Genomic DNA, 25,757 nt, shown 5'->3' with positions numbered 1-25,757 from the left:
CCTCAGATTTTGCAGCGTGCTTTGCAGGTTCTGCAGCGTACTTTTCGTGAGCTGCGAGGTGTTCTTCGTGAGTTGCGAGGTGCTCTTCAGGTTCTGCAGCGTACTTTGCAGGTTCTGCAGCGTGCTTTGCGTGATCTGCGAGGTACTTTTCGTGAGTTGAGAAGTACTCTGCAGGTTCTGCAGCGTGCTTTGCAGGTTCTGCGAGGTGCTTTGCAGATTCTGCGAGGTGCTTTGCAGATTCTGCGAGGTGCTCTGCAGGTTCTGGGACGTTGTCCGGTTGGCATAGGGACTGACGCAGATGACCGACTGGTACTGGGTGGTCTTGTCGGTGCTCACTCGGGAGGTGTCGGGTCCACCGTCCCACATCGGGCGCTGCGTCCAGTGGGTATTGTCGATCACGGTATCCAGCGTGCCATCCTGCTGACCGACCAGCGTCGCACCGTCAAGCTGCACCGGTCCGGCGGTTTCGGCGGCCACGTTCCAGTAGCCGTCAGTGGTCATGATGGTGAAGTTCTGCTGACACGAAAACTGGATCGGGTCACCGCTCATGCCACTGTTGATGCTGTCCTGCTTGCCGGCATAGTGTCGACCGACACGCGCCAACCCCTCACGGGAAGGAGAAGATCCGCCCGGCACCTGGCTGAACAGCTTGCTGAACCAGTTGCTTCGCTGCGTCGCATTGAAATCGGCAATCGGCAGGTAGTTGGCGCTGCCGGTCAGATCGGGATTGACGGTGATGAAACCGACACGACTGCTGTCCGTCAGCGGCATGAAGGCGAGACTGACGGCGCTTTTGATCAGACTGATCCGTGTCCGGTAGAAGGTATACCAGTTGGCAAAATTCTGCCGTTCATCGACCCCGCCGGTTCCCGATGTCGACGAAACCAGGACGCGCGTCCACGTGCCGCCGTCGCCGGCGGGAACCGTTGCCCCGACATCCGCATCGCTACAGGGAGTGTTCAGATAGTTCTTCGCACCGGCAACCGAATGCTGGTAGTAATAGGCGGCTTGGGGGGGGATCCGAGACCGTCTGATATTGCCGGGTCGAGGTGTCATAGGCCTGGAAAAGGCTGGACAAATCGACGGTCCGCGTGTCCGTCGAGTAATAATTGTAGGGTGCGGCGGTGAAACTGGGGGTTGGCAAGGGATTCCCGGAACTATCCTTGGGAATCTCGTAAACCCGGTTCGGGTTGTAATAGAGGATGTTGCACTGATAGCTCTTGTAACCGATCGGCATCAAACCGCTATTGGTTCCCTCGATCTGATCCGGCATGTGCGAGAAACGCATGGAATTGGAAGTATCCATGAGCAGCATGATGTTCGGCTTGAGCTGCGATGAGGTGGAATTGTAGAACGGGGCGTCGGAAATATCGGTCAATGCGGCCTGCGCCACACTCGATGCAATGACCATTGAAAGGCCCGCAAGAACACGGAACACGCCTGGCAGGACAGCAGCCACCATCAATTTCCCGAAATCTCCCATCGCAGTCTCCTTGGCAGCAACCTGCATTGCCGCTACCGAACCAGAATCGAACCCCGGCGGGATCCGACTTGATGCTTTGTCACTTTTCCCATTAATACATGATCACCTGGATATAGCTGACCGTATTTCGCGGACCCTTGACCCGTGAAGTGATCCGGTAATAGGGTTGAACCGAATCGATCAGCGAGCTGGCATCGCCCCCCTTCGAACAACTGGCACAGGGTGTATTCACCGTCGCACACTTCTGGAGAGCGGCGTTCGGGGCCAGACCGGGTGTCTCGCAGAGACGATGAACGACGTATCGCACTTCATTACCCAAACCGTCATCGGCAGTCAGCAGTTTTGAATTCGTCCAGTCGTAGGTCAGGGGCGAGAAGTCGGTGCCCCATGCCGAGTAATATCCGGCGGCGGTGTCGTCGGTCTTGAGAACCTCGGATGTGCGCAGGGGATTGGTGAGCCAGGCGATCGCGTTTTCCACTCCGTAATCCGCAACCGAGGTCGCCGTCTGCTTGAAGGCCAGATTGCCGGCGATCCCCAGACCGGCCCCGGTCCCGCGGATCATGGTCAGACCCGCCATGGTCATGGCGACCAGCATGACTAGCGCAATCAGCATCACCAGGCCTTGCTGATGGCCGCGTGGCGCAACTTCAGGCCGGGCGATCGGTTTTGCCGGAGCGCTCAAGGCGATACTCCCCAGACCATGTTGCGCAGGGAAATCATCCCGCCATAGACCCGGTAACGGTAATTTCGCCAGTCATTGTCATCCCCCGGATTATTATCGTCGGTGCCGTCCACATTTTTCATGGTGAAGGGAATGGCGGCATTGCTGCTGTCCAGCCAGGGCAGAACAGGTGCCGTCTGGGTGACATAGACGGGTCCGGTGCTCGTCGGCTCATACTGCTGGCTGCGGGTCAGAATGGCCACGCGTACCGCCAGCAGACGGGTCCAGTCGACCGGATCGGCATCCTGCCAGGTATCGACCTTGAAGTCGCCATCGCTATCGATGCCATATTGCGCCTGCAGATTGACCACACCATCGGCGACCGGTATGGCAGTATTGCGATACAGGCCGTCGGTAACAACCAGGGTACCATTGGCCACCTGCCAGGTATTCAACTGAGGCGTCTTTCCCAGGTTGAAGAGAAGGCCGGAACTGAAGGTCGCTCCCGTGCCCGCAGCGGCGTTGAAGCGCAGGCTGCCCGCAGCGTGATCAAGCGTCAGCAAATCGGTATTGGTATCACCGGAGACTTCGATCAGCGCACAATTCGCTGCACCGTCAGAGACGATGACCGCATCTCCCACTTTGAAGCCATTCCGCGAGTCAGTTTTCTTGCTGATACTCGTGGAGGCCTTGAAGGCTTGCTCAGCGGTAAAGAAGGAAGAATTGCCATATAACACCTGCAAGCTGTCGGGTGCGCCACTGGCACCCTGACTGATTCTCACGGGTACCAGCGGGAAAGTGAATGCGGCACGTGCCGTCGTCGTGGCCGTTGCGTTGACGATCGCGGAAATGTTACAACCCATCACCGTACTCTTGGCCGCGCCAAATCCCATGCCCGCCTGCTTGAGATCGCGCTCCAGAAGAAAATAACCCACCGCCCCGGCAATCTGCGCATCGCTCCCGGCAGCTGTCGTCCGCTTCGTCTTGTCCCAGGTCGACAGCACGTGAAACATGGCGATGATGCCGATCAATCCGATTGCCACGCCGACCAGCAACTCGGTCAGTGTGAAGCCCCTGCCAGGACGCATCGGCGCAGTCTTGCGCGGCAGAATGCGTCGCCTGGAAGGGTCAGTTGACATAGCTCACCAGGGTATAGTGGCGCAATTTGTTATCTGAAGGCGCCTGCCAGCAAATCGTGATGCTGACCTGATTGTTGACCGCGGTATTTACTCTGATCTGCTGTTTTCCCGTGGAGCCGGGAAGCGGGGATGGCTTGCCGGTAGGCTGCAAGGTGGCTACCCAGTCGACAATCGCCGGATTGGTGGAAGCCGACCCGGTGAACACGCAGTTGTCCCCATCGCTGAAGTGCTGGAAATCGGTCAGAGAGCTTGCGCTCACCATGGACATGACCACCCCATTGATGGTCTGCTGGGTCCGGTCGACCCCGGTCCAGATCTGGCTCAAAACTCGCTCGGCCAGATTCATCGCCTCGGTGCGATACTGTGCATCGGCTTGCACGGTGGCGGCGGTGGCGCCCAGCGCCACCATCGACAGGATACCCAGAGAAAAGATCAGAATGCCGATCAGTGCTTCCAGCAACACGATGCCGGATTGTGAACGTTCAAGAGTCTTCATTATGGACATGCCCTCGTATCTCCCGCTGCTTTTTGAGCGGCGGTCAGTCCGGGGTCGCACAGGCGAGCCCCGCCACCGGTGGTGATAAAAACATTCAGACAGCGTATCGGGCCACCGTCCGCATGACAGGCCCCGGCAACCGGATTGGTGAAGCTGTACACCGCGGGGGCCACCAGGGTGGTGCCACCGAACGGCGTGAAGACGAGATCATTGCCGCCGCTACTGTCGGTCACACTGCTGGTGATCACGATGTTGGCCGGCGTCTCGGTAGGAAAAAAAGGCGAGGAATTGCTGTTCAGACGGATGGCTTCGGCGCGGGCCGTCTGCAGGTCGGCAAGGACCTTTTCTGCCGCCGTACGCAGACGGACATTTGCCATATAGGTGCTGAGGGCCGGAACACCGAGCGACAGAAGAACGCTCAGGAGGGTAATCACCACCAGAAATTCGATCAGGGTGAATCCACGCCGACGGCCCAACATCGCTCAGCACCCCCCGGCTTTATTCAGGACGAAACAGGTACTGGGGGCCGGGAGCGTCCAGCCACTCGGCAGGGCAACCGTGCTCTTGCCAGACGCCGTAAGCATGTTGATCCGGTATTGAAAGCCAGCCATGCTACCTTGTCCGGTGGCATCCACCTGATAAGCCGCCGCGCCAAGACCGGAGCACGCAAACGTGAAATTGCTGGTATTGGCCGGCAGTGGTGCTACCGAGCTGGCCGTACAGGCGCCAACGTATGTACGCTCGTCGAGGAAATGCTGTTGCATCCTGACCTGCATGCTGGAAAGCGCACTAACCGCCTCGGTGATGCGGCCCTTGGTCAGATATTCGATGTAGTTTGGAACGGCGATGGCCGCCAGAATGCTGATGATCACGATGACGATCATCACCTCGATCAGGGTGAATCCGGAATTCGCTTTCATTTCATTGGCCTGAGATGTTTACGGCGAGCAAGGCAACAAGTTGCCGAAGGGTATGGTTGAAACAACGGCATGCAAGCCGCCAAACTTGAGGCCAAACTTGAGGGTGAAACGTGGGGCATTCTTGCGCAGACGGGCAGTTCAATGCGCATTCGCTCGAACCCCTGGGCGACGCGAGCCGGCGCTTCAACAAGGATCTGGGGACGACCGAAATCCACCACCGAGCGGGCACCGCCGGGGAAGCTGCTTACCTTTTCGAATGGAAATGCCATCGCCGAGTTTCCTTGTTGCAAGCGCCATAAGGACGCACTGCCTAGCCACAACAATCGAGGGCTGGCGCAAGGTCAACTACGGGTCAGGAATGAAACCGCCTGCAAATCCGACGGGCTGGTGAGGGATGTACCGTGAACGGAACTTGTCCGGACGTTGCCTCTGTGAGCCTGGCGGCCCCGCTATCCTGGGAAACATGCCGTTTCCGTTAGATCGGTGACTTTGCGTCCCCGCCTTTCGACGGGTTTGCCTTTTTCAGTGAGACTACTGAAATCAAGCATACACCTATAATTTCGCTAATTCAAGGCCAGTCTTTTCGATCTTGATGCGAACGATCCGGCCATAGGCGCCGGGATGGACGTCGCCTATGGCGTGGCAGGTCTCGGCACCCGGGCACACACTCTCCCACAATACTTTCGATCGCACCCCTCGTTCAGACTCATACTTGCGGAGGGGCGTTGGATTGCGTATTCTTAAACGAACATGCAAACTCGGAGAAGGGAGGTACCATGTCCGAGACATCGACCCGCCAGGCGGCCGAAGCCGCCGCCCCGCTGCAGGACTTTTCCAGATGTCACGTCGGGTTCGTGACGCTGCTCGAAACCTCACTCGGCCTGCCCGAGATGGTCTCCACCGCCGCACGGGCGCGCGGGTGCGCCGCGGACGTGCTGAAAATGTTCCGCGACCGCTTGCTCGCCCACCACGATGACGAGGAGCGCGACTTGTTCCCTGCGGTACTGCAGATCGCGGGGCCGGGCGACGAAGCGGACCGGGCACAGGCCATGGTCGCGCAACTCGTCCGCGAGCATCGCGAGATCGCGCAGCTGTGGAAGCAGCTAGAACCAGCCGTGCAAGCCATCGCGAACGGCGACCTGCCCCGGCTGGACTCCGCGCTGCTGCACGAACTGGTGAGGCGCTTCAACGAGCACGTGCGCACGGAGGAAGTGGAGTTCCTGCCCTTTGCGCAGCTGGTTCTGGCGCGCCAGGCCGAAGACATGGCGGCGCTGGGCTTGGCGCTGCACCGGCGCCACGAAGCCGAGGAGATCATGGCGACGGCGATGGTATACGGGGCGAGCTGAAAAGGCTCGTCGCGCCCCCGGCGCTCGATCAGCCGCGCGCGCAGTATTGGCCGGCGCGCCTGCGGACCCGCGGTCCACAAGGTCGAAGCGCTCGGCGACTCGGTGGTGACCGGGCCGACGCTGACCAACGTCAATTATTATTTACGCGCCATCCTGATCACCTGATCGAAAACCGAAGCGCATGACTCAAGGATACTTCCGATGCGAACCATCAAAGCATTGACTCTCGACGACGCCAAACTCGTCGCGGCGGCAGCCGAGGCAGAAGCCATCTCGCGCGGCTGGGCAGTGAGCATAGCCATATGCGATGCCGGTGGACACGCCTTGTGGTTGCAGCGTATGGACGGTGCACCGCTCATGAGTGCTGCCGTAGCCCCGGAAAAGGCCCGCACCTGCGTCCTTAGTGGCAAACCGAGCAAGGTCTTCGAGGATATGGTGAACAATGGCCGTATTGCCGCGCTCGCCATGCCGGTGGTTCCCCTGGAAGGTGGCGAGCCCATCCTGTGCGATGCAATGGTCATCGGTGCGGTTGGGGTCTCCGGCGTCAAGGCCGGCGAAGACGCCCAGGTGGCGCGTGCCGGCGTCGCCGCGCTTGACGCCATCATCGAAACCGGGAAAGAGCCAAGCTGAAACGCCATCGCCAACGTTTTTCGACTCAGTTTCAGCCGCTGTCCTGCCGATCGATGATTCCGGACGTCTCATGGCCGACGCGCAGCGGCCGGATTCGACAGAAGGGCAGTCGCCCAAACGATCAAATCTTGGACTACCTCGCCGTCTGCTCCTGGCCGGAAACGGCCAAATCCGGGCGCCTGCGGGAGGCCTCGAAGTCCACAGGAACCCGCACGAACCCGCGCCAACACGCGGGAGTACGCAAAAACAGACCAACCCGATGAGGGGTTCGTCTTCTTGTTTGCTGGCCAGAACGTACGATCATTACAAACGCTCTGCAGTGGAAGGTGACACCGGCAGTGAGGGCGAATTGCGACACCGCGGTGCCGTCCACAGTTTTCAATGCTGGTGATCTCCATGCCCATCGGATGCTGCTGTGGCTAACGGTCACGACTTTTCCAGGCACCCCCGATCATGAAAGTCATGACCGTTTCCCTCTCCCCCCGACCCCTCCCCCCGCAAGTGGGGAGGGGAGATTCGTGAGTCGCATACGCGACTTTCACATTAACGGCGTGAACCGCGCTTGCTCGGTCTTCTTGTCAGCGAAAGTGATTGACACGACGACCTTCATCTGGGGATCCGAGGCGTATTTCCCGATCCCTGTCAGCTTGTTGTCGCCGGACGCAGCCAGCGGTATCGTGATTTTTGATTTCGCGGCTAGAATCGTCGCCGTACCGGTAGCAACAGCCGCGGGGACTTTCTTGTCGCCGTGGTCGGTGAGATAGACCGTGACCGGGTTGTCTTTGGCTTCCTTGCTGTCCTTGGCGACTACCAGCTCGAAATGGTAGCTGCCGGCCATGCGCAGCTGGCCACCGTGGGAGCCACTGGTTTTGTCGAGAACAGCATCGTCATGAGCGAACACGCCGTTGCCGACGGACATTAAAGCAGCCACCATGGCCAGGCTGGAAATCAGGGTGCGTTGCATGGATTCTTCCTCACAGGGTAGGGTTAAAAGGACTCTTTCGCTTTTTCGGCCAGCAAGCGTTGCAGGGGTTTCTCACCGAACAGCCAGAACATGACCGGCGTCAGCAAGGTGTCGAGCACGGTGGAGCTGATCAGTCCGCCAAAAATGACCACCGCCACCGGATGCAGAATTTCCTTGCCCGCTGCGTCCGCGGAGAGCAACAGCGGCGTCAGGGCGAAGGCGGCGACCAGTGCGGTCATCAACACCGGGGTCAGCCGCTCCAGCGAGCCGCGCACAATCATCTTTCGCCCGAATACCTCGTCCTCGAAAGCGCACAGGTTGATGTAGTGGCTGATCTTGAGAATACCGTTGCGGGTGGCGATGCCGGTCAGCGTGATAAAGCCGACCAGGGCCGCCACCGACAGCGGCTGGCCGGAGATCCACAAGGCCACCACCGACCCGACCAGCGCGAGTGGCACGTTGCCCATGACGATGGCCGTCAGCACTGCCGAACGGTAGCGGCTGTAGAGGACCAGGTAGATCATGGCCAGCGATACCAGCGCCAGTACAGCAATCAGTCTCGCAGCTTCCTCCTGGGCCTGGAACTGCCCCTCGAGGAGGGGGAAGTAACCTTCCGGCATCGCTGTTCGGTCGATTTCGGAGCGGATGTCGGCAATGATCCGGCTCATGTCGGAACCATCGCTGTTGGCCGAGATGACGATGCGCCGGCGCGTGTTCTCGCGACCGATCTGGTTCGGGCCGTCGCCATCCTCGATCGTGGCAAGGCTTGAGAGCGGTACCCGGCCGGTCGGCGTCTCGATCAGCAGGTTTTCCAGGCCGCGCTCGCCGCGGGCGTCTTCCGGCAAGCGCAGGGTGAGGTCGAAACGGCGATTGCCTTCCAGGACTTGGCCGACCCGTTCGCCGGCCAGCAACTGTTCGAGCCGTTGCAGCAGCTCGCCGGAGGTGACGCCGTAGCGCGCGGCGGCGTCGTAATCGACGCGGATTTTGTACTGCGGGATCAGCACCTGCTTCTCGATCTGCAGATCGGTAATGCCGGGTATCCGGGCGAGGCGCTCCTTGAGGTCACCGGCCAGCCCGTGCAGGGTATCCAGATCGTCACCGAAGATCTTCAGCGCGATCTGCGCCCGCACACCGGAAAGCAGATGGTCGAGGCGGTGCGAAATCGGCTGTCCCACACTGACCACCGCCGGCAGGCTGGAGAGGCGCTGGCGAATGTCGGCGATGATCACCTCGCGGCCGCGTTCCGAGGCTTTCAGGTCGACCTCGATCTCGGACGAATGGACGCCTTCGGCGTGTTCGTCCAGTTCGGCCCGACCGGTCCGGCGACCCACTTCGGTGACTTCCGGCACCGTCAGAAGCAGGTTCTCCGCTTGCGTGCCGATGCGATTCGACTCGGCGAGCGAGGTGCCCGGGTTGAGCAGCACGCTGACCGTCAGGGTGCCTTCGTTGAACGGCGGCAGAAAGGATTTCGGGAAGAAGGGGATCGATGCCAGCGCCAGCGCCACGGTGATGACCGCACCGGCGAGCAGGAGTCGGCCGCGATCGAACGACCAGTTGAGCAGGCGTTCGTCCCATGTCTTGAGCCGGGATACCAGGGCACTGTCGCCGTGATCGATGGGCTTCATTGCCGGCAAGAGGTAGTAGCACAGCACCGGGGTAAGGGTCATTGCCACCGCCATGCTGGCCAGAATGGAAACGATATAGGCCACTCCGAGCGGCGTGAACAGCCGCCCCTCGATGCCCGGCAGCGCAAACAGCGGAATGAATACCAGGACGACGATCAGTGTGGCATAGACGACCCCCGAGCGCACCTCCTTCGAGGCCGTGGCAATGACTTCCAGTGCCGGCTTCGGATCAGGCAGGCGGCGGTTCCTGCGCAGGCGGCGCAGAACGTTTTCCACGCCAATCACCGCATCGTCCACCAGTTCGCCGATGGCAATCGCCAGCCCGCCGAGCGTCATGGTGTTGATCGACAGGCCGAAGTAGTGGAAGACCAGCGCCGTGAGCAGCAGCGATACCGGAATGGCAGTCAGCGAAATGAAAGTCGTGCGCAGATTGGCGAGAAACAGGAACAGGATGACGGCCACCATGATGGCGCCGTCGCGCAGCGCTTCCTCGACGTTATTGACCGACGCTTCGATGAAATTGGCCTGCTTGAAGAGGAACTGCGGTGTTTCGACCCCCGGCGGCAGACTCTTGCCCATCTCGGCGAGGGCTCTTTCGACGGCACGCGTCAAGGCCACCGAGTCCGCCGTCGGTTGCTTCTGCACCGAGAGAATGACGGCCGGCTTGCCCTGGAAACTGCCATCGCCACGCTTGATGGCCGGCGCCAAGGTGACCGAGGCGACCTGGCGGAGCAGGATCACCTGCCCTTGACGCGTCGCCACCGGCTGGTTCTGCAGGTCTTCGAGCCGGCTGCTGCGGCCGATGTTGCGGATCAGATATTCGCGCCCACCCGCATCGACGAAACCGCCGGCCGTGTTGCCGCCGAAGTTTTTCAGCGCCGCTCCCAGTTCGCTCAGCGTCACTGCCAGCGCCTGCATGCGGGCCGGATCGGGTTCAATGCGGTACTGCTTGACCTGGCCACCGATGGCAATGACCTGCGCGACGCCCGCGATGGTCAGCAGGCGCGGGCGAATGACCCAGTCCGCGTATTCGCGGACCTGCATCGGGCTGACCTTGTCGGGGTCGGCTGGCAGGGCGATGAGCAGGATCTCGCCCATGATCGACGAGATCGGCCCCATCTGCGGAACGATGCCCTGCGGCAACTGCTCGCGCACCAGGTTGAGACGCTCCGCGATCTGCTGGCGATTACGGTAGATCTCGCTGCCCCACGCGAACTCGACATACACCACCGACAGGCCGATACCCGACACGGAGCGCACGCGCGTCACGCCGGGCATCCCGTTCATCGCCGATTCGACGGGGAAGGTGATCAACTGCTCGACCTCTTCCGGCGCCATGCCGCCGGCTTCGGTCATCAGCGTGACCATCGGCTTGTTGAGGTCGGGAAAGACGTCTACCGGCATCCTGCGCACGGTCAGGGCGCCATAAATGATCAGCAGCAACGAGACGCCCAGCACGATCAGGCGCTGCTTGAGACTGGTGTTGATGATGAAATTGAACACGGCGCGCCCTCAACGAATCTGGGACAGCGATGCGGCGCCCTGTACGACGACCCGCTCGCCGCCGCTCAGCCCGTCGGTCACGGCCACCGAATGGCCGTCGAGCGGCGCGATCCTGACCTTGCGCGAGACAAAATGCTCGGCGCTTTCGTGCACCCAGACCACCGATTCATTGGCCGCATTGCGCACCACGGCGACGACAGGAACAGCGACGCCGGACTGGAGCCCGCTGGTCTGAGCCAGCACCTTGAGTGTCTGGCCGACCGCAAGCGCAGGCAACTCGCCGGTTTTCGGCAATTCGACACGGAACAGTACCGGCATGGCCTGCTCCTTGAGAGTGCGCCCGATGCCGACGAAGGCAAGCTCGAGAACGCCGCCGGCCACCGGCGCGCTGGCCTTGGCCAAGCCGGCGAGCAACAGCGGGTCGTAGGCCAGCGCCTCGACCGCCAGGCGCTGTGGATCGATCACCTCGAAGACCACCTCCCGCGCATCGACTACCTGACCCACGACGGCGTTGGCCGCGATGACGACACCGCTGACCGGCGCCACCAGCGCTTCGCGGCCGAGGCTGCCGCCGACCGCGGCTTTTCGCTTTTTGAACGCGGCGAGTTCGATCTGTGCCTGCTCGATGTCCTTCTGCGGAACACTGCCTTCCAGTTGCCTGAGGCGTGCGACACGGCGTTCGAGGACGGTTTCCTGGGCCGCGAGTTCGGCCAGCACCGATTGCTGCGAACCGCGTTCGATGGCGCTGGACGCCGGCTGCAGCCAGGCGAGCAGCTGTCCTTTGCTGACCCGCTGGCCGAGTACGGCGAGTCCTTTCGGGCCGGCCTCGATCCGCCCGCTCTGGAAGGTCTGCACGCGTCCGCCCGCATTGGGGTCGCCGACGACGCGGCCATTGAGTTCGACGGTGCGGGGAAACTCGCCTTTGCGTGCCGTCTGGGTGCGTAGCGCCAGTTGCCGTTGTGCCGATTTCGGCACGAAGACGCTGCCATCCGGCAAGCGCAAGGCAGGCTCGATGAAGGCCACCTGGCCTTGGGCGTGGACTGGGGCGACCGCCAGCGGGGCTGAGGTGGATTTCTTCTCGTCGCCGTGGTCCTCACCGCCGTGCGCCCAGACCTGAACCGTGAGCAGACCGGCCAACAGCAGGACAAGGGCGTCACGGCTGGTGTTGCGGTAATCAGACATGGTGAATCGCCCTTTCTCTTGCCTGGCGCCGCAGGCGACGCGTGACCAGGCCGCCGCAGAGCAGGAGCAGCGAAATCCCTGCGAAGAGCCACCACGGACGTTCGGTAGTTTCCTTGGCGGACGCTGCCGCCGGGACTTCTCCCACCTCCAGGGTGGCGGAGAGCAGATCGACGATTTCCCCTGCCTGAATCGTCAGCGTCAGGGGGTGTTTGCCGGCTTGGGCAAGGGCGGCCGCGGGTATTTGATAGACCCCGTCGCCCATCGCACTGGCAAGCCCTTTGATCCCCTGCCCTTCGACTTCTATCTGTGCGCCTTGAATCGGCCCGTTGTCGCTGGCGCGGTCGACATAGATGAGCAGATCCTTGTCGGCCAGCACCCCGACGATTTCCACATCCTCGCTGCGCACCTCGAAGCGTGGTGCCAGTCGGGCGTCGGCAGGCTTCGCGGTGCCCCCGTGGTCATGGCCTTCATGGGCGATGATCGGCGCAGACAGGGAAAACAGCGCCAGCAGAATGGCCGTCATACCAGCAGCGGCCCAGGTCGGAATGAAGGTTGGTCGGGTCACGGCGTGATTCCTCTAGCCTGGTTCAGATTGGCCTGTGCGGCGGATAGTCGGGAACGGCTGCGGACCCCTTCGATACGAGCCTCGGTGGTCTGGTACTGGGCGCGCAGCAGCTCGACGAGCGAGGTTTCGCCAAGCTCGAACGAGCGGCGCATCAGCGCCAGACGCTCCGCCGCGGCTTGCTCGCGCTCGACCGCCAGCACCGCACCGAGAGCGGCCGATGCGAGCTGCGCCTCGGCTTCGAACACCTCCGCCTCGACTTCGGCAACGAACCGTCGATAGCGGGCCTCGGCCTCGATCAGGGCGGTGTTGGCGCTGGCCATCAGCGGCGCATTGCGCGCTGCGACGGCCATCGGGAGGCTGATGGCAAAACCAATGCTGTCGCGCGGGGTGGCACCGGATACGTCACGATCGCGGCGATAGAGCACACCGATACTCGGCGCCTCGCGGCGCGACTCCTGAGCCAGTTTGAGAGCAGCACGGGCGCGCTCGACAACGGCCTGCGCGGCGGCGATGCGGGGATCGACAGCGTGATTGCCGGCCACCGCGAGGGGCTCCTGCGGATCGTCCGGCAAGCGCTCCGTACCGGTCAGCACCCGGTAGCGTTGCAGGCTGCGCACCACCGTGAGTTGGGCATCGGCAGCGGCTGCGCGCGCACTGGCGGTTTCCTGCCGGGCGAGCAGCAGGTCGGAGCGGGCAATTTCTCCGACTTTGAACCGCCTGCCGACATCCGCTTCGAGTCCTAGCGCGGTTTTCAGGCGTTCTGCGGCAACCTCTGCTTCACTCCTGGCCATGACCAGCGTCCACAGCGCTCGGCGCAATTCACCGGCCACGGCGAGCCGTGTCGCCTGGATGTCGCCTTCGTTCTCTTCGCCTTCGGCCTCGGCAAGGCTCCTGCGCGCAGCCTTCTGTCCAGGCAGCCAGAGCGGAATCGAAATGCCGATTTCGCTCTCCTGGTTACCGAGATCGCTGTTCCAGCGGTCGGTGCGGTGAAAAGCGTCAATTTTCGGGGCGGCAGGAAACCAGGATTCGGCCACCGTTCGGCTGGCGGCGACTTCTTCCCGTTTCGCCTCTGCCGTTCGCCCCGATGGGGAATTCGCCCACGCTTTCTCGAACACTTCGCGCAAGGTCTCCGCCTGCGCGGAAGCTGTCGTCATGGCCAGCAACCAGGTCAGGAGCTTGACTGCGAGGCCTGCCTTCACCGTACGCTGCGCACTGCTTTGCATCGGAAGCACCCATTGTCAATCACTGATGGGCGTGATGTTGCCGGACGCTGACCAACAGAAAGCTGACTGCAGAATTACAAATTTGTTATCTGCGTCGCTTGTGCGTAACAGCTCGACAGAAGCCTGAATGTCTCACGTCTCGAAAGCGTGCTGATCGATGTGGACGGCAAGAGCATCACCTGGAAGGTCGATACGTTAGTACTCTTGAGCAAGGCGGCAGCGCGCGGGGCCGGTTGGGTTGCGGCGGTGCTGTTCCCAGTTTTGCAGCGTCTTGGTGCTGACCCGCATCAGACGGGCAAACTCGCTTTGCGATAGAAAGAATTCCGACACCTGCTTTACGAGCCATGACTTCCGGCCATCTCCGGACTCCACTTGCGTGCAGCCAGCCAATCCTCGATAATCCAACAAGCGATTGCTTGCTTAATTGTTGATCACTCACGCCACGCTCAACCCGTCTCAGGAGACTGTCCGCATGCGCCACCACCCGTATCCCCACCTGCTCGCCCCGCTCGATCTCGGCTTTACGACACTGAAGAATCGTGTCCTGATGGGCTCGATGCATACCGGCCTCGAAGAAGCTCCGCAAGGCTTCGCCCGTCTCGCCACCTTCTATGCCGAGCGCGCGCGTGGGGGGCGTCGGACTGATCGTGACCGGCGGCATCGCCCCCAACCAGGATGGGGTGGTGATGCCCGGCGCAGCGGTACTCGAAAACGAGGCGCAGGCCGAGCAGCACCGGCAGGTCACGACCGCCGTCCACCAGGCAGGCGGCAAGATCGCCCTGCAGATCCTGCATACTGGCCGCTACGCCTATCATCGCGGTGCTGTCGCGCCGTCGGCAGTACAGGCACCGATCTCGCCGATCCGCCCGCGCGAACTCAGTGAGGAGGACATCGAGCGGACGCTCAAGGACTACGCCCGCTGCGCCAGCCTCGCGCAACTCGCCGGCTATGACGGTGTCGAGGTGATGGGATCGGAAGGCTACCTGATCAATCAGTTCATTGCCCAGCAGACCAATTTCCGCGAGGACGGCTGGGGCGGCCCTTTCGAGAACCGCATCCGCCTCGCCGTCGAAACGGTTCGGCGCGTGCGCGCGGCGACCGGGCCGAACTTCATCATCATTTACCGTCTGTCGATGCTCGACCTGGTCGAAGGCGGTAGTACCTGGGATGAGATCGTCACCCTGGCCAAGGCGATCGAGGCCGCCGGGGCAACGCTCATCAACACCGGTATCGGCTGGCATGAGGCACGTATTCCGACGATCGCCACGATGGTGCCGCGCGCGGCCTTCGTCTGGGTGACCAAACGCCTGATGGGCGAGGTCGACATCCCCTTGATCACCACCAACCGCATCAACATGCCGGATGTCGCCGAGGAAGTGATCGCTTCCGGCTGCGCCGACATGGTCTCGATGGCACGCCCTTTCCTCGCCGATGCCGACTTCGTGAACAAGGCGGCGGCTGGACGCGCCGACGCGATCAACACCTGCATCGCCTGCAACCAGGCATGCCTCGACGAGATCTTCGCCGGCCGGCTGACTTCCTGTCTGGTCAATCCGCGGGCCTGCCGGGAAACCGAACTATTGATCGAGAAAGCAGCAGCGCCCAAGCGGATCGCCGTCGTCGGCGCCGGACCGGCGGGTATGGCCTGCGCGCTGACTGCGGCCGAACGGGGGCATTGGGTCACCCTGTTCGATGCGTCCGCGGAAATTGGCGGGCAGTTCAGGCTGGCACGCCGGATCCCGGGCAAGGAAGAATTCAGCGAGACGCTGCGCTACTTCGATCACCGCCTGCAGGACGCGGGGGTCACCCTGGAACTCGGCAAACGCTGCGAAGCCTCCGAGCTGGCCGATGCCGGCTTCGAGCATGTCGTTCTCGCCACCGGCATCGTGCCAAGACAGCCTGAACTGCCCGGTATCGGGCACGAGAAGGTGATCTCGTATGTCGACCTGATCGAAGGCTTTCGTATTGCCGGCGAACGCGTGGCGATCATCGGTGCCGGCGGCATCGGCTTCGACGTCGCCGAGTTCCTGACCCATACCGACGACGATCGCGACGAAATCGAGCGCTTCCAGGGCGAATGGGGGATCGACCCCGAGTTCGCCAACCGCGGCGGCCTCCGTCCACCGGTCCCGGAAGCCACACGACGCCAGGTCTGGCTGCTGCAGCGCAAGGCCGCCAAGGTCGGCGACGGGCTGGCCAAGACCACCGGCTGGATTCGCCGCACCCTGCTCAAGAAACGCGGCGTACAGATGCTCTCCGGGGTGACGTACGAGCGCATCGACGACGCCGGCCTGCACCTCATCGTCGATGGCCAGCCGCAGTGCCTGCCGGTGGACCACGTGATCGTCTGCGCAGGTCAGGAACCGCGCCGCGATCTCGAAGCCGGTCTGCGCGCCGCCAATGTGCCGCTGTCGCTGATCGGCGGCGCCGATGTCGCCAACGAACTCGACGCCAAACGCGCCATCGATCAGGGAACGCGCCTGGCAGCGGCGCTCTGATCACCATGCCGGCCGGCCGCAAACAACGGCAAGGCACGCTGGAAGCGAACCGCCGCGAAGAACTGTTGCACGCGGCGGCCCGCCTGTTCGTCGAGAAAGGTTTTGACGCGACCACCACGCGCGATATCGCCGAGGCCGTCGGGATGCGCTCGGGCAGCCCCTTCTACCATTTCCGCAGCAAGCAGGAACTGCTCAAGGCGGCGATGATCGCAGGCCTGGAGACCGGCTACCGGCGCCTGCAGGCGGCCAGCGATGGCATCGTCGACCCTGCGCAGCGCCTGCGGATGATGATCCGCGCCCATCTCGGGAACCTTCTCGAAGGCGATTGCCAGGTGCCGATGCTGCTCTACGAATCGCGCGCACTCGACGCCGAGGCGAGGGCCGAAATCGCTGCGGTCACTGACCGCTACCAGGAGGTATGGCAGGCAACACTGGACGAACTGGCTGCCAGCGGCAGGTTGCGCAGTTCGGCAGCACCGCTGCGCCTGTTGCTCTTCGGCATGCTCAACTGGAGCAGTCAGTGGTACCGGCCGGATGGCGCGCTGTCACTCGACGAGATCGCCACCGCAGCAGCCGAGCTGTTGTTACCCTTTCTTTCGGAGCTGCGCCAAGAGCATGTCGACGACATCGGCACAGGACAGCAATCCGGCGCAGGGTGAGTTGGTGAGCGATTGACGGCGATCGACCGTAACACAGCAGGGCAAGAAGTTCGGATTGGTATTTGAAGACCACCTACCCTGGAATCCGTGGTTCAGGCCATACCGTGATCTGCCGGTGCGGCATGTCCCGCGCCAGCGCCGCGCGCTGCTCACACGCGACGGCGACCAGCGCCTCACGACCCATCGACCATCGATGGCCGTGCAGCGTGCAGTGGCATCGGCCACGTGTCTGGGCTATAGTCAATCCTGGCGGGATTTTCGAGCATCTACCTTCTCCCTCGCATCGATGGTGTAAGGTGTCGATGCCAGGACGGTCGGAAGCACTTTACACCCCTTCGTTTGATTCCCTTTCCTATTTAAATGCCATGAACAAGCAAGCTGCACTGGTAATGACCATGACAGGCGAGATATTTCAGCCAGTCCGCCTGTACTATAAAATCCGCAATATGAATATGGTTCTGAAAAAAATTTGCCGCGATGTCGTGCATGAATCATGACAAAGCCAATAATCGCTGGACCTGGTTGTACGACGGCGACTCCATGTCGCTTCAATTCAAGAATTCCTATTGTTCGCTGAGGTCAAGACAGACGAGATTTATGCCAAGCAAGAGGCAGCAGTTCAGAGATCGTTGGCCATGATGAAGGCTGGTCGCATCATGGAAGTCTTGCATGAGCGAAAGTTTGACCTGGTCGAGGCCTTCCCCACCAATTTTTACTCGGATGGTATCAGGGGTCTTGAGTTATCACTACGCATGAGGCAGATCGTGGCCATCAAGCGTTGGCGTGGAAATCAAAACTATTCTCTATCAGATGTCATTTGCAGCAGCTTCAATATTTGAATCCGGTCAATTACTTATGCCATCATCGAGCAGGAGAGCATGGTGAATCGCATCTGGCTCAGGAACTACCCTTCCGGGATCCCCGCCGAGATCGATCCCGACCAGTTCAGGTCGATCCCGGACCTGCTCGAGAGGCTTTTTGGCAAATTTGCCGAGCGACCGGCGTTTCACAACCTGGGCTACACCATGGGCTACGCCGAACTCGAGCGCATGTCGGGTGCTTTTGCCGCATTCCTGCAAGGCTTGCCGGGTCTGGGCAAGGGCGAGCGCGTGGCGATCATGTCCCCGAATCTGCTGCAATACCCGGTGGCGCTGTTCGGCATTCTGCGCGCCGGCATGACGGTGGTGAATGTCAATCCGCTGTACACGCCGCGCGAGCTGGAGCACCAGTTGAATGACTCGGGGGCTCGGGCCATCGTCATCGTCGAGAACTTCGCCAGTGGACTGCAGCAGGTGTTGAGCAGCACGCCGCTCAAGCATGTGATCACCACACAGGTCGGTGATCTGTTGCCGATCCCGAAGCGCTGGATCGTCAACTTCATGATCAGGGCCGTGAAGAAAATGGTGCCGGCCTGGCAGATCGATGGCGCCGTGACCTTTCGCGACGCGCTCGAACGAGGCATGGCGGCGCGCCTGCAGCCGGTCGATCTGCAGGGTGAGGACATCGCCTTCCTGCAGTACACCGGTGGCACGACCGGTGTCGCAAAAGGGGCGATGCTGACCCACCGCAATATTCTTGCCAACCTGGAGCAGACCGGTGTGTGGATCTCGGGCAGTTTCAAGGAAGGCAGCGAAATCATCATTGCGCCGCTGCCGCTGTACCACATTTTCTGCCTGACCTCGACGCTGTCGTTCATGAAGTGGGGCAGCCTGATCGTGCTGATCAGCAATCCGCGTGATCTGCCGGCGCTGGTCAAGGAACTCGGGCGCTGGCCATTCACCGGCATGACCGGCGTCAATACGCTGTTCAATGGTCTGCTACATACGCCGGGTTTCGAGCAACTCGATTTTTCGATGCTCAAGGTGGTGGTCGGTGGCGGCGCCGCCGTACAGAAGCCGGTGGCCGAGCGCTGGCAAAAAGTGACCGGACGTTGTCTCACCGAAGCCTACGGGTTGACCGAGACCTCACCAGGCGCCTGCGCCGTGCCTCTGGGCGCACCCTGGGATGGCAGCATTGGCCTGCCCCTGCCGTCCACGGAGCTGTCGATCAGAGACGAGGATTTCAAGGAGTTGCCGGCATGGACCGGAGCGGGCGACATCGAGAAACACACCGGCGAAATCTGCATTCGTGGTCCGCAGGTGATGAAGGGCTACTGGAACAATCCCGCAGAAACAGCCAAGGTATTGCAGGACGGCTGGTTGAAGACGGGCGACATCGGCCATCTGTGTGCCGATGGCCGCGTGACCCTGACTGACCGCAAGAAGGACATGATTCTGGTGTCGGGCTTCAATGTCTATCCGAACGAGGTCGAAAGTGTCGTCGCGGCGCATCCGGGCGTACTCGAATGCGCGGTGGTGGGCGTGCCCGATGAGAAATCGGGTGAAGCGGTCAAGGTGGTGATTGTCAGGAAGGATCCGACGCTGAACAGGGAGTCCGTGATCGAGCACTGCCGGGCCCATCTGACCGGCTACAAGCTGCCGCGCCATGTCGAGTTTCGCGATGCCCTGGTCAAGACGCCGATCGGAAAGGTCCTGCGGCGCGAACTGCGTGACGCGCCGAAAGAGTAAGCGGCGCGCGCGTTTCGGGGTTGCCGCTGGCGCTCGTCGGCTACTGTCTTTTCTGCCTGCGAAGCGCAGCACGGATGGCTGCAAAAGCCTGGACACCAAGGAGGGCCAGGCCGCCGGCAACGACACCCACGAGCACGTCAAGCAGGGGCGGCAGCAGCGCCTTGAGCACGCCGCCGACGCCGGCAATGGTACCAGCCAGCCCGGCGAGGTGTTCGACCAGGTGATGTAGCGGCGGTATGCCGTGCGTCAGGATGGCACCGCCAACCAGGAACATCGCAGCCGTGCCGATGACCGTCAGCGCCTTCATCAGGCGCGGCGCCGCCAGCAGCAGGCCCTTGCCGATCGTTCGCGCCAGTGCACCACTTTTGGTCAGCAGATAGAGTCCGATGTCGTCCATCTTGACGATGCCGGCGACGACGCCATATACACCGACCGTCATGATCAGGCCGATCCCTGACAGCACCGCGACCTGCGTGCTGAAGGACTGGTCGGCAACGGTACCGAGCGCGATGACGACAATCTCGGCCGAGAGCACGAAGTCGGTGCGGATTGCTCCCTTGACCTTGTCGGCTTCGCGTGCCGGCAGGTCGGCATCTTCGTCGGCCAGCAGAGCCAGTTGCTCGGCGTGTTGGGCGTCGTCATCGCCAGCGCCATGCAGCCACCGGTGAGCCAGTTTCTCGACCCCTTCGAAGCACAGATACATGCCACCGAGCATCAGCAGGGGCATCACTGCCGCGGGCAGGAAACGGCTGATCACCAGCGCCGCCGGTACCAGAATCAGCTTGTTCTTCAGCGAACCGACGGCGACCGCCCAGACCACCGGCAATTCGCGCTCGGCCCGTACGCCCGACACCTGTTGGGCGTTGAGTGCCAGGTCGTCGCCAAGGACGCCGGCGGTTTTCTTGGCGGCGACCTTGGTCATCAGGGCAACGTCGTCGAGGACCGAGGCAATGTCATCGATCAGGGCAAGCAGGCTGGCTCCGGCCATGGTGGTTCCCGTTCCAGGAGTGGGTTGTGCATTCGAGCGCTACCGGGGTTGCGGTAAGCAGGATTGCATTCTAGGGGATAAGGCGCTTCGCTGTCGCCGGAAGTGCCCGGTGAAGTGCTTGCGCGCGAATCCTGGGGGGTCGCTTCCACCGCCAGGCCGCTTTGTGACTAGCGCGCCATGCGGACTTGGCGTTATGCTCCCCGTCCTTCCCAGACGCAATCACTACTCTCACTTCTCACCCTACCCACTGGAGACAATTGTGCCCGCACTGCTGCCCCAACCCGATCCCGATGGCCTGCTCGAATACTCGGTGGTTTATACCGATCGCTCCCTGAACCACATGTCGCAGCGCTTCCAGGGCGTGATGAAGGACATCGCGCGGATTCTCAAGACGGTCTACAACGGCAAGACGGCGATCATCGTGCCGGGCAGCGGGTCCTTCGGCATGGAAGCCGTAGCCCGCCAGTTTGCCACCGACAAGAAGTGCCTGATCATCCGCAATGGCTGGTTCAGCTTCCGCTGGACACAGATTCTGGAGATGGGGCGGATTCCTTCGGCCAGCATCGTCCTGCACGCCCGCCGTCTCGGTGAAGAAAGGCAGGCAGCGTTCGTGCCGCCGCCGATCGAGGAAGTCGTTGCTCGCATTCACGCCGAGAAGCCGGACCTGGTCTTCGCGCCACATGTCGAAACCGCCTCCGGAATGATCCTGCCCAACGACTATCTGCGCGCCATCGGTGAGGCAGTGCGCGCAGTCGACGGCCTTTTCGTTCTCGATTGTGTCGCTTCCGGTGCGGTCTGGGTCGATATGGTTGCCAATGCAGTCGATGTCCTGATCAGCGCCCCCCAGAAAGGCTGGACCGGTCTGCCCTGCTGCGCGCTGGTGGTGCTAGGCGAACGCGCGCGCATCCGAATCGACGCCACGACCAGCAGCAGCTTTGCCTGCGATCTCAAGAAGTGGATGCAGATCATGGAGACCTATGAGAACGGCGCTCACGCCTATCATGCGACGATGCCGACCGACACGCTGGCAGCCCTGCGCGACGTGATGCGGGAAACCGAAAACTACGGTTTCGAGCGCGTACGCCAGGAGCAACTCGAGGTCGGTCTGCGCGTGCGCGCACTGCTGACCGGCAAAGGTTTCAGGAGTGTCGCTGCCGAAGGTTTCCAGGCGCCGGGCGTAGTCGTCAGCTACACCGACGACCCGGAAATCCAGTCGGGGAAGAAGTTCGCTGCCATCGGCGTCCAGACCGCTGCCGGCGTACCGCTGCAGTGCGACGAACCGGCCGATTTCGCAACTTTCCGCATCGGTCTGTTCGGCCTCGAAAAACTCCACAATCCCGACCGCACGGTGCGCAACCTGGCCGATGCGCTCGATGCGGTGACGCGTATGAACCCGCCGCCTGGGCCCTGAGACTTGCCAACGCTCAACTGGATCGGTAAAGAGACCGTCGTCCGGCATCATAAGGACGTACCCTTCCGTCGGCTCGAGTCGGTGCCGGAACTGGCCTGTGGAGCCAGCGACAGCGGCAACCTGATGCTGGTGCCGAGCTTGATCAGTGGACTATGGGCGGCGCTTTCCGAGGGCCGCTGTTGCTTCGTGATGGTCCAGGAAAAGTGCTGGGATGCGATTGACGTATTGCTGTCATGACCCTCGATTACGCCACCCTCGACCTGCTGCGCCAGAGCCATCCGGCCTGGCGCTTGCTACGTTCGGAGCATGCGCCGCTGCTGGCGAGCTTTCTGCAGCGCGTGTTCATCGCGCCAAATGTGCGGGTGATGACGCAGGCCGACCTCGCCGAGGCGCTCGAAGACGAGCTGTATGCGCTGCGCGAGCGCCTCGGCGGCGCGGCTTTCCCGAAATCAGCGCTCGATTACCTCAATGACTGGGCGGCGAACGACAAGGGCTGGCTGCGCAAATATTATGCGCAGGGGTCGGACGAACCGCATTTCGACCTGATGCCGGCGACCGAGAAGGCGATTGCCTGGTTGGCGACGCTCGCCGAGCGCAGCTTCGTCGGTACCGAGTCGCGCCTGCTGACCCTCTTCGAACTCCTGAAGCAAATGAGCGAGGGCAGCGAGACCGACCCGCAGGCGCGCATCGCCGAATTGCAGCGCCGCCGCGACGAGATCGACATCGAGATCGCGCGCGTCCTGTCCGGTGATCTGCCGATGCTCGACGACACCGGGCTCAAGGATCGCTTCCAGCAGTTCACGACCCTGGCGCGCGAACTCTTGAGCGACTTTCGCGAGGTCGAGCACAATTTTCGTGGGCTCGATCGGCGCGTTCGCGAGCGCATCGCCTTGTGGGAAGGCGCCAAGGGGGCCTTGCTCGAAGAGATCATGGGCGAGCGCGATGCCATTGCCGACTCCGACCAGGGGCGGAGTTTTCGCGCTTTCTGGGATTTCCTGATGTCGAGCCGTCGTCAGGAGGAACTCACGACCTTGCTCGAGCGGGTACTGTCGCTGCAACCGGTGCTCGAACTACGGCCCGACGTGCGCACCCGCCGGGTACACTATGACTGGCTGGAGGCCGGCGAGCACACGCAGCGTACGGTGGCGCAGCTTTCGCAGCAGTTGCGCCGCTTTCTCGATGACCAGGCCTGGCTGGAAAATCGTCGCATCATGGACATTCTGCACGGCATCGAGGCCAAGGCACTGGCGCTGCGCGATACGCCGCCACCGGGATCGGTGATGAGCATCGCCGACACCGCCGCCGACATCGAACTGCCGATCGAGCGGCCTTTGTACACGCCGGCGATCAAGCCCCTGATCGCCGATGTCGCACTCGCAGCGGGCGATGACGATGTCGATGCCGCGGTGTTGTTCTCACAGGTGGTGGTCGACCGCACGCAGCTCGCACGCCACATCCGCCATGCCCTGCAGGATCGCTCGCAGGTGACCCTGCGCGAATTGTGCGCGGCGAGGCCGCTCGAGCATGGCCTGGCCGAACTCGTCGCCTATCTGCAACTCGCCGACGATACCTTCAAGTCAGTGATCGACGAAACGGCGAGCGAGGTCATTCGTTGGCAAGGCCCTGGTGCGGACGGGGAGCAGCATTTGAAGCAGGCGCGCCTGCCGCGTGTGATCTTCGTCAATGGGGTCAGAAAGCCAGCGAGATGAGACAGTGAACATCGGACAGCGTGGGATCTGGCAAGCCAGCGACTGGCAACTTGGCGCTTTGACCTGGCTACCCTGGCCCAGCCCTTGGCCAACGTCAGCCGCGCCCAGGGTCTGTTGATGGGCCGGCTGGCCGACGTCGGCATGGCCCTGTGCGACCAGGCCAGCCTGTCGGTGTTGACGGAGGACGTCATCAAGATGAGGAGGGCGGCAGGCGCCTGACGCAACTCCGCGACCAGGAATCCCGGATTGGCGCATCAGTGGGGGAACAACTGGCTCTGACCGAGCCCGAACGCGGGCGGCTGTCGCGGATCGCGCACTGGGTACAGGCCGCAGCCTTGTTCGCGGTGGTAGCGGCGGCGGCTCTGGCTGGCACCTTGATGCTGCGGCGTGGAGGACGAAGGGATTCTCTGCGGCGTGGAGTTTCTCGAACCGGACAAAAGTGACAGTCGATTCACGCCGAAGTTCGTGATCGGAAAGGAGCTGGGCCGATGGCTGCCGCCGGGCGAGTCGGTCCCGGCGGCGCGAACCTGTACAGCGAGCCGAATGTCGTTGCCGCTGACAACACGAGCACCGACCCTTGTCTGAACAATCGAGTATCTCTTTCTCTCGTCGCCGGAGTGTCGAATCCAGCCCTGAACCTTGTCGAAGGCCCTCCTCCCCCTCGCGGGGGCGAAGGCGGGGTTTCGCGAAGCACTGCTCCGCGCCGCCGCAGCCGGCCCGCGATGCAGCGAGGGCCGTGGGAGGGGAAACGGTCATGACTTTCATCATCGGGGGTGTTTTGCAAAGTCATGACCGTTTACCCATCCTTGCAAAAATGCGGGCTTTTTCGCCCAAGCAACCGTTCGGGTTTACCTTGACCGAAGTTGCGAGGGCTCGTGGGGAATTAACTATACTGTCCCCTTTTTTTCGCTTTTTTCCTAGGCTAGGCTAACGGCGCCTCCGAGTCACGTGAATTTCAATAGTGATACCGCCCCTGCAAGAACTCCACGCGATCGGCTTTCACCAGGTAGACACAGCGATGCTCTTGGGTGATGCGCCGCGACCATACGTCACCCCCCAGGTACTTCAAAGGTTCTGGTTTGCCGATCCCGTCAAACGGATCCCCCAACACCGCCTCTACCAGTTCAAGCAGACGCCTGGCTGTACGGCGATCAGTCTCCACCCAATAGCGCAGATCTTCGATAAACTCCGGCTGGAAAACCGCAAGCCGGGCGACCTTAGCCATCAAGCCCCAGTTCCTGCTTCAGGGTATGCACAGGCGTCGGCTGCACTTCGCCCCCCCCGAGCGCGTGCCAGGGCAGAGAGCATGCGCTCTGCATTCTTGGGAGAACGCAGAAGGTGTGCGGTTTCTGTAAGACTCTCCAGTTCGTCCGCAGCAATCATGGCCACTGCCCCGCCGGAACGGCGACGCACCACCACAATCTCGCGATCATCCACGGCCCGATCCATCAGCGCTTTCAACTGATCACGGGCCTGGCTGTAGGTTGTCTCGATGGTCATGTCCAACTCCAGATAAATTGTACAGAATTATTGTACATGAAGCCCGTTGCATCCTGCACCTTTTTAATGTGAAAGAAGCCACCCGGAAGGCGAACGAAGGCCTGACCCCCCTGGGTCATGCAAATGGGTTGGCGTGAATCAAGCGGCTGCGGGGATGAAGCCGAAGCGAGTCAGAGCTTGGACTGGAACGCCGACTTGGTGCGTCTGGCGGCGTGAGCGAACTCACACAGGAGTCGGCGGACGTAGGGATTGCCCTTGCGGATATGCCCCGACTTGCGCTTCCCCGCCGACTCATAGTTTCCTGGACAGATGCCAACCCAGGAAGCCAGGCGGTCGGGGGTACCGAAAACGCTCCTGTCGCTGCCGATTTCGACCAGCAGCATGGCCGCACCGATGACGTCGACACCGGGTAAGGTTTGCAGCAGTGCCAGGGCATTTTTCTCGCTCGCCAACTCACTGAGCAGGCGGGCGTCGAAACGGGCGATGCTCGCTTCCAGTTCTTCGATATGCCGCAACAGTTCGTCGAGAACGAACCCATGGCTCGCGGTCCATTCACCCTGGAGGGCATCGTACCATTCCTCGCGGCTGGCTTTGAGACGTCGGCTGGCGAGATGGAGCACCTCATGCGGAGGCTGGCCGTCGAGAATCGCCTTGATCATGGCGCGTGCCGACTGGCCATGGAGATCAC

The 25,757-nt window shown here is 61.9% G+C and carries 23 protein-coding genes, 6 pseudogenes and 1 riboswitch; of the genes and pseudogenes, 12 read left to right on the top strand and 17 right to left on the bottom strand.

Translation table 11 applies throughout. The features are described 5' to 3' along the window. The 7 genes and pseudogenes from E4Q08_RS19520 to E4Q08_RS19490 form a co-directional block, all read right to left on the bottom strand. Positions 1-1,056: pseudogene (locus E4Q08_RS19520) on the bottom strand (hypothetical protein); the annotation flags it as partial. Then, complete coding sequence (locus E4Q08_RS19515) at positions 947-1,510, bottom strand: hypothetical protein (protein ID WP_169071593.1); 564 nt, start codon at positions 1,508-1,510, stop codon at positions 947-949. The pseudogene E4Q08_RS19520 and the gene E4Q08_RS19515, both read right to left, overlap by 110 nt. 64 nt (positions 1,511-1,574) lie before the next feature. Beyond that, on the bottom strand, positions 1,575-2,165 hold the full coding sequence (locus E4Q08_RS19510; RefSeq protein WP_169071592.1) for a pilus assembly PilX family protein: 591 nt from the start codon (positions 2,163-2,165) through the stop codon (positions 1,575-1,577). Then, the gene (locus E4Q08_RS19505; RefSeq protein WP_169071591.1) at positions 2,162-3,283 is read right to left on the bottom strand and encodes a PilW family protein; all 1,122 of its coding nucleotides are present in this window, start codon (positions 3,281-3,283) and stop codon (positions 2,162-2,164) included. The genes E4Q08_RS19510 and E4Q08_RS19505 overlap by 4 nt, the downstream gene beginning before the upstream one ends. Beyond that, a complete protein-coding gene (locus E4Q08_RS19500) occupies positions 3,273-3,788 on the bottom strand; it encodes a PilV family protein (protein WP_169071590.1) in 516 nt (171 codons plus the stop codon). Before E4Q08_RS19500 ends, E4Q08_RS19505 begins: the two co-directional genes overlap by 11 nt. Continuing rightward, positions 3,779-4,258: a pilus assembly FimT family protein gene (locus E4Q08_RS19495; RefSeq protein ID WP_169071589.1), complete on the bottom strand. Its 480-nt coding sequence runs from the start codon at positions 4,256-4,258 to the stop codon at positions 3,779-3,781. The genes E4Q08_RS19500 and E4Q08_RS19495 overlap by 10 nt, the downstream gene beginning before the upstream one ends. Before the next feature lie 3 nt (positions 4,259-4,261). Next, the gene (locus tag E4Q08_RS19490; RefSeq protein WP_034912522.1) at positions 4,262-4,699 is read right to left on the bottom strand and encodes a type IV pilin protein; all 438 of its coding nucleotides are present in this window, start codon (positions 4,697-4,699) and stop codon (positions 4,262-4,264) included. A 69-nt stretch (positions 4,700-4,768) separates the two neighbouring features. Here E4Q08_RS19490 and E4Q08_RS19485 point away from each other — a divergent pair, with 69 nt between their 5' ends. From E4Q08_RS19485 to E4Q08_RS19475, 3 genes are all read left to right on the top strand, one after another. Then, entirely contained in the window at positions 4,769-5,104 is a 336-nt protein-coding gene (locus E4Q08_RS19485) for a hypothetical protein (RefSeq protein ID WP_169071588.1), read from the top strand. A gap of 31 nt (positions 5,105-5,135) precedes the next feature. After that, a riboswitch (cyclic di-GMP riboswitch) is annotated at positions 5,136-5,227 on the bottom strand. A 248-nt stretch (positions 5,228-5,475) separates the two neighbouring features. Then, entirely contained in the window at positions 5,476-6,045 is a 570-nt protein-coding gene (locus E4Q08_RS19480; protein ID WP_034912534.1) for a hemerythrin domain-containing protein, read from the top strand. Between the two features lie 201 nt (positions 6,046-6,246). Further along, positions 6,247-6,675 carry a GlcG/HbpS family heme-binding protein gene (locus E4Q08_RS19475; RefSeq protein WP_034912537.1) on the top strand — a complete coding sequence of 143 codons (429 nt, stop codon included), beginning with the start codon at positions 6,247-6,249 and terminating at the stop codon, positions 6,673-6,675. 538 nt (positions 6,676-7,213) lie between these two features. On the opposite strand, the gene E4Q08_RS19470 is transcribed toward E4Q08_RS19475, so the two are convergent. From E4Q08_RS19470 to E4Q08_RS26250, 6 genes and pseudogenes are all read right to left on the bottom strand, one after another. Further along, entirely contained in the window at positions 7,214-7,639 is a 426-nt protein-coding gene (locus E4Q08_RS19470; RefSeq protein ID WP_169071587.1) for a hypothetical protein, read from the bottom strand. A gap of 23 nt (positions 7,640-7,662) precedes the next feature. Further along, entirely contained in the window at positions 7,663-10,767 is a 3,105-nt protein-coding gene (locus E4Q08_RS19465; protein ID WP_169071586.1) for an efflux RND transporter permease subunit, read from the bottom strand. 9 nt (positions 10,768-10,776) lie between these two features. Continuing rightward, complete coding sequence (locus tag E4Q08_RS19460) at positions 10,777-11,949, bottom strand: efflux RND transporter periplasmic adaptor subunit (protein ID WP_169071585.1); 1,173 nt, start codon at positions 11,947-11,949, stop codon at positions 10,777-10,779. Further along, positions 11,942-12,514 (bottom strand): hypothetical protein, encoded by a 573-nt coding sequence (locus tag E4Q08_RS19455; protein WP_169071584.1) that lies wholly within the window; start codon positions 12,512-12,514, stop codon positions 11,942-11,944. The genes E4Q08_RS19460 and E4Q08_RS19455 overlap by 8 nt, the downstream gene beginning before the upstream one ends. After that, positions 12,511-13,737, bottom strand: coding sequence for a TolC family protein (locus E4Q08_RS19450; RefSeq protein WP_169071583.1), 1,227 nt, complete (start codon positions 13,735-13,737; stop codon positions 12,511-12,513). The genes E4Q08_RS19455 and E4Q08_RS19450 overlap by 4 nt, the downstream gene beginning before the upstream one ends. A 195-nt stretch (positions 13,738-13,932) precedes the next feature. Then, positions 13,933-14,076, bottom strand: a pseudogene (locus E4Q08_RS26250) (helix-turn-helix domain-containing protein); the annotation flags it as partial. Between the two features lie 133 nt (positions 14,077-14,209). Between E4Q08_RS26250 and E4Q08_RS19440 the strand changes: the two are divergent. From E4Q08_RS19440 to E4Q08_RS19420, 5 genes and pseudogenes are all read left to right on the top strand, one after another. After that, a pseudogene (locus E4Q08_RS19440) lies at positions 14,210-16,235 on the top strand (oxidoreductase). A 5-nt stretch (positions 16,236-16,240) separates the two neighbouring features. Further along, entirely contained in the window at positions 16,241-16,894 is a 654-nt protein-coding gene (locus E4Q08_RS19435) for a TetR/AcrR family transcriptional regulator (RefSeq protein ID WP_169071581.1), read from the top strand. A 62-nt stretch (positions 16,895-16,956) separates the two neighbouring features. Further along, positions 16,957-17,391 (top strand): hypothetical protein, encoded by a 435-nt coding sequence (locus E4Q08_RS19430; protein ID WP_169071580.1) that lies wholly within the window; start codon positions 16,957-16,959, stop codon positions 17,389-17,391. Between the two features lie 69 nt (positions 17,392-17,460). Further along, complete coding sequence (locus E4Q08_RS19425; protein WP_169071579.1) at positions 17,461-17,733, top strand: hypothetical protein; 273 nt, start codon at positions 17,461-17,463, stop codon at positions 17,731-17,733. Between the two features lie 39 nt (positions 17,734-17,772). Continuing rightward, positions 17,773-19,461 carry an AMP-binding protein gene (locus E4Q08_RS19420; RefSeq protein ID WP_211203495.1) on the top strand — a complete coding sequence of 563 codons (1,689 nt, stop codon included), beginning with the start codon at positions 17,773-17,775 and terminating at the stop codon, positions 19,459-19,461. Between the two features lie 40 nt (positions 19,462-19,501). On the opposite strand, the gene E4Q08_RS19415 is transcribed toward E4Q08_RS19420, so the two are convergent. Beyond that, positions 19,502-20,449, bottom strand: a complete 948-nt coding sequence (locus tag E4Q08_RS19415; RefSeq protein WP_169071578.1) for a DUF808 domain-containing protein — start codon at positions 20,447-20,449, stop codon at positions 19,502-19,504. Between the two features lie 259 nt (positions 20,450-20,708). Here E4Q08_RS19415 and E4Q08_RS19410 point away from each other — a divergent pair, with 259 nt between their 5' ends. The 4 genes and pseudogenes from E4Q08_RS19410 to E4Q08_RS19395 all read left to right on the top strand — a co-directional run. Beyond that, positions 20,709-21,860 (top strand): pyridoxal-phosphate-dependent aminotransferase family protein, encoded by a 1,152-nt coding sequence (locus E4Q08_RS19410; RefSeq protein WP_169071577.1) that lies wholly within the window; start codon positions 20,709-20,711, stop codon positions 21,858-21,860. A 3-nt stretch (positions 21,861-21,863) separates the two neighbouring features. Continuing rightward, on the top strand, positions 21,864-22,097 hold the full coding sequence (locus E4Q08_RS19405) for a hypothetical protein (RefSeq protein ID WP_169071574.1): 234 nt from the start codon (positions 21,864-21,866) through the stop codon (positions 22,095-22,097). After that, complete coding sequence (locus E4Q08_RS19400; protein WP_169071576.1) at positions 22,094-23,569, top strand: DUF3375 domain-containing protein; 1,476 nt, start codon at positions 22,094-22,096, stop codon at positions 23,567-23,569. The genes E4Q08_RS19405 and E4Q08_RS19400 overlap by 4 nt, the downstream gene beginning before the upstream one ends. Then, positions 23,544-23,782 (top strand): annotated as a pseudogene (locus E4Q08_RS19395) (DUF4172 domain-containing protein); the annotation flags it as partial. The gene E4Q08_RS19400 and the pseudogene E4Q08_RS19395, both read left to right, overlap by 26 nt. 742 nt (positions 23,783-24,524) lie before the next feature. Here E4Q08_RS19395 and E4Q08_RS19390 read toward each other — a convergent pair. The 3 genes and pseudogenes from E4Q08_RS19390 to E4Q08_RS19380 all read right to left on the bottom strand — a co-directional run. Next, positions 24,525-24,794: a Txe/YoeB family addiction module toxin gene (locus E4Q08_RS19390; protein ID WP_169071575.1), complete on the bottom strand. Its 270-nt coding sequence runs from the start codon at positions 24,792-24,794 to the stop codon at positions 24,525-24,527. Beyond that, a pseudogene (locus E4Q08_RS19385) lies at positions 24,787-25,069 on the bottom strand (type II toxin-antitoxin system Phd/YefM family antitoxin). The gene E4Q08_RS19390 and the pseudogene E4Q08_RS19385 overlap by 8 nt, the downstream one beginning before the upstream one ends. Before the next feature lie 176 nt (positions 25,070-25,245). Next, positions 25,246-25,757 (bottom strand): annotated as a pseudogene (locus tag E4Q08_RS19380) (transposase); the annotation flags it as partial.

Origin of the sequence: Candidatus Accumulibacter contiguus (assembly GCF_012940005.1) — a bacterium.
GTDB classification, from domain to species: Bacteria; Pseudomonadota; Gammaproteobacteria; order Burkholderiales; family Rhodocyclaceae; genus Accumulibacter; species Accumulibacter contiguus.
This window is presented reverse-complemented; position numbering and strand designations above follow the sequence as displayed.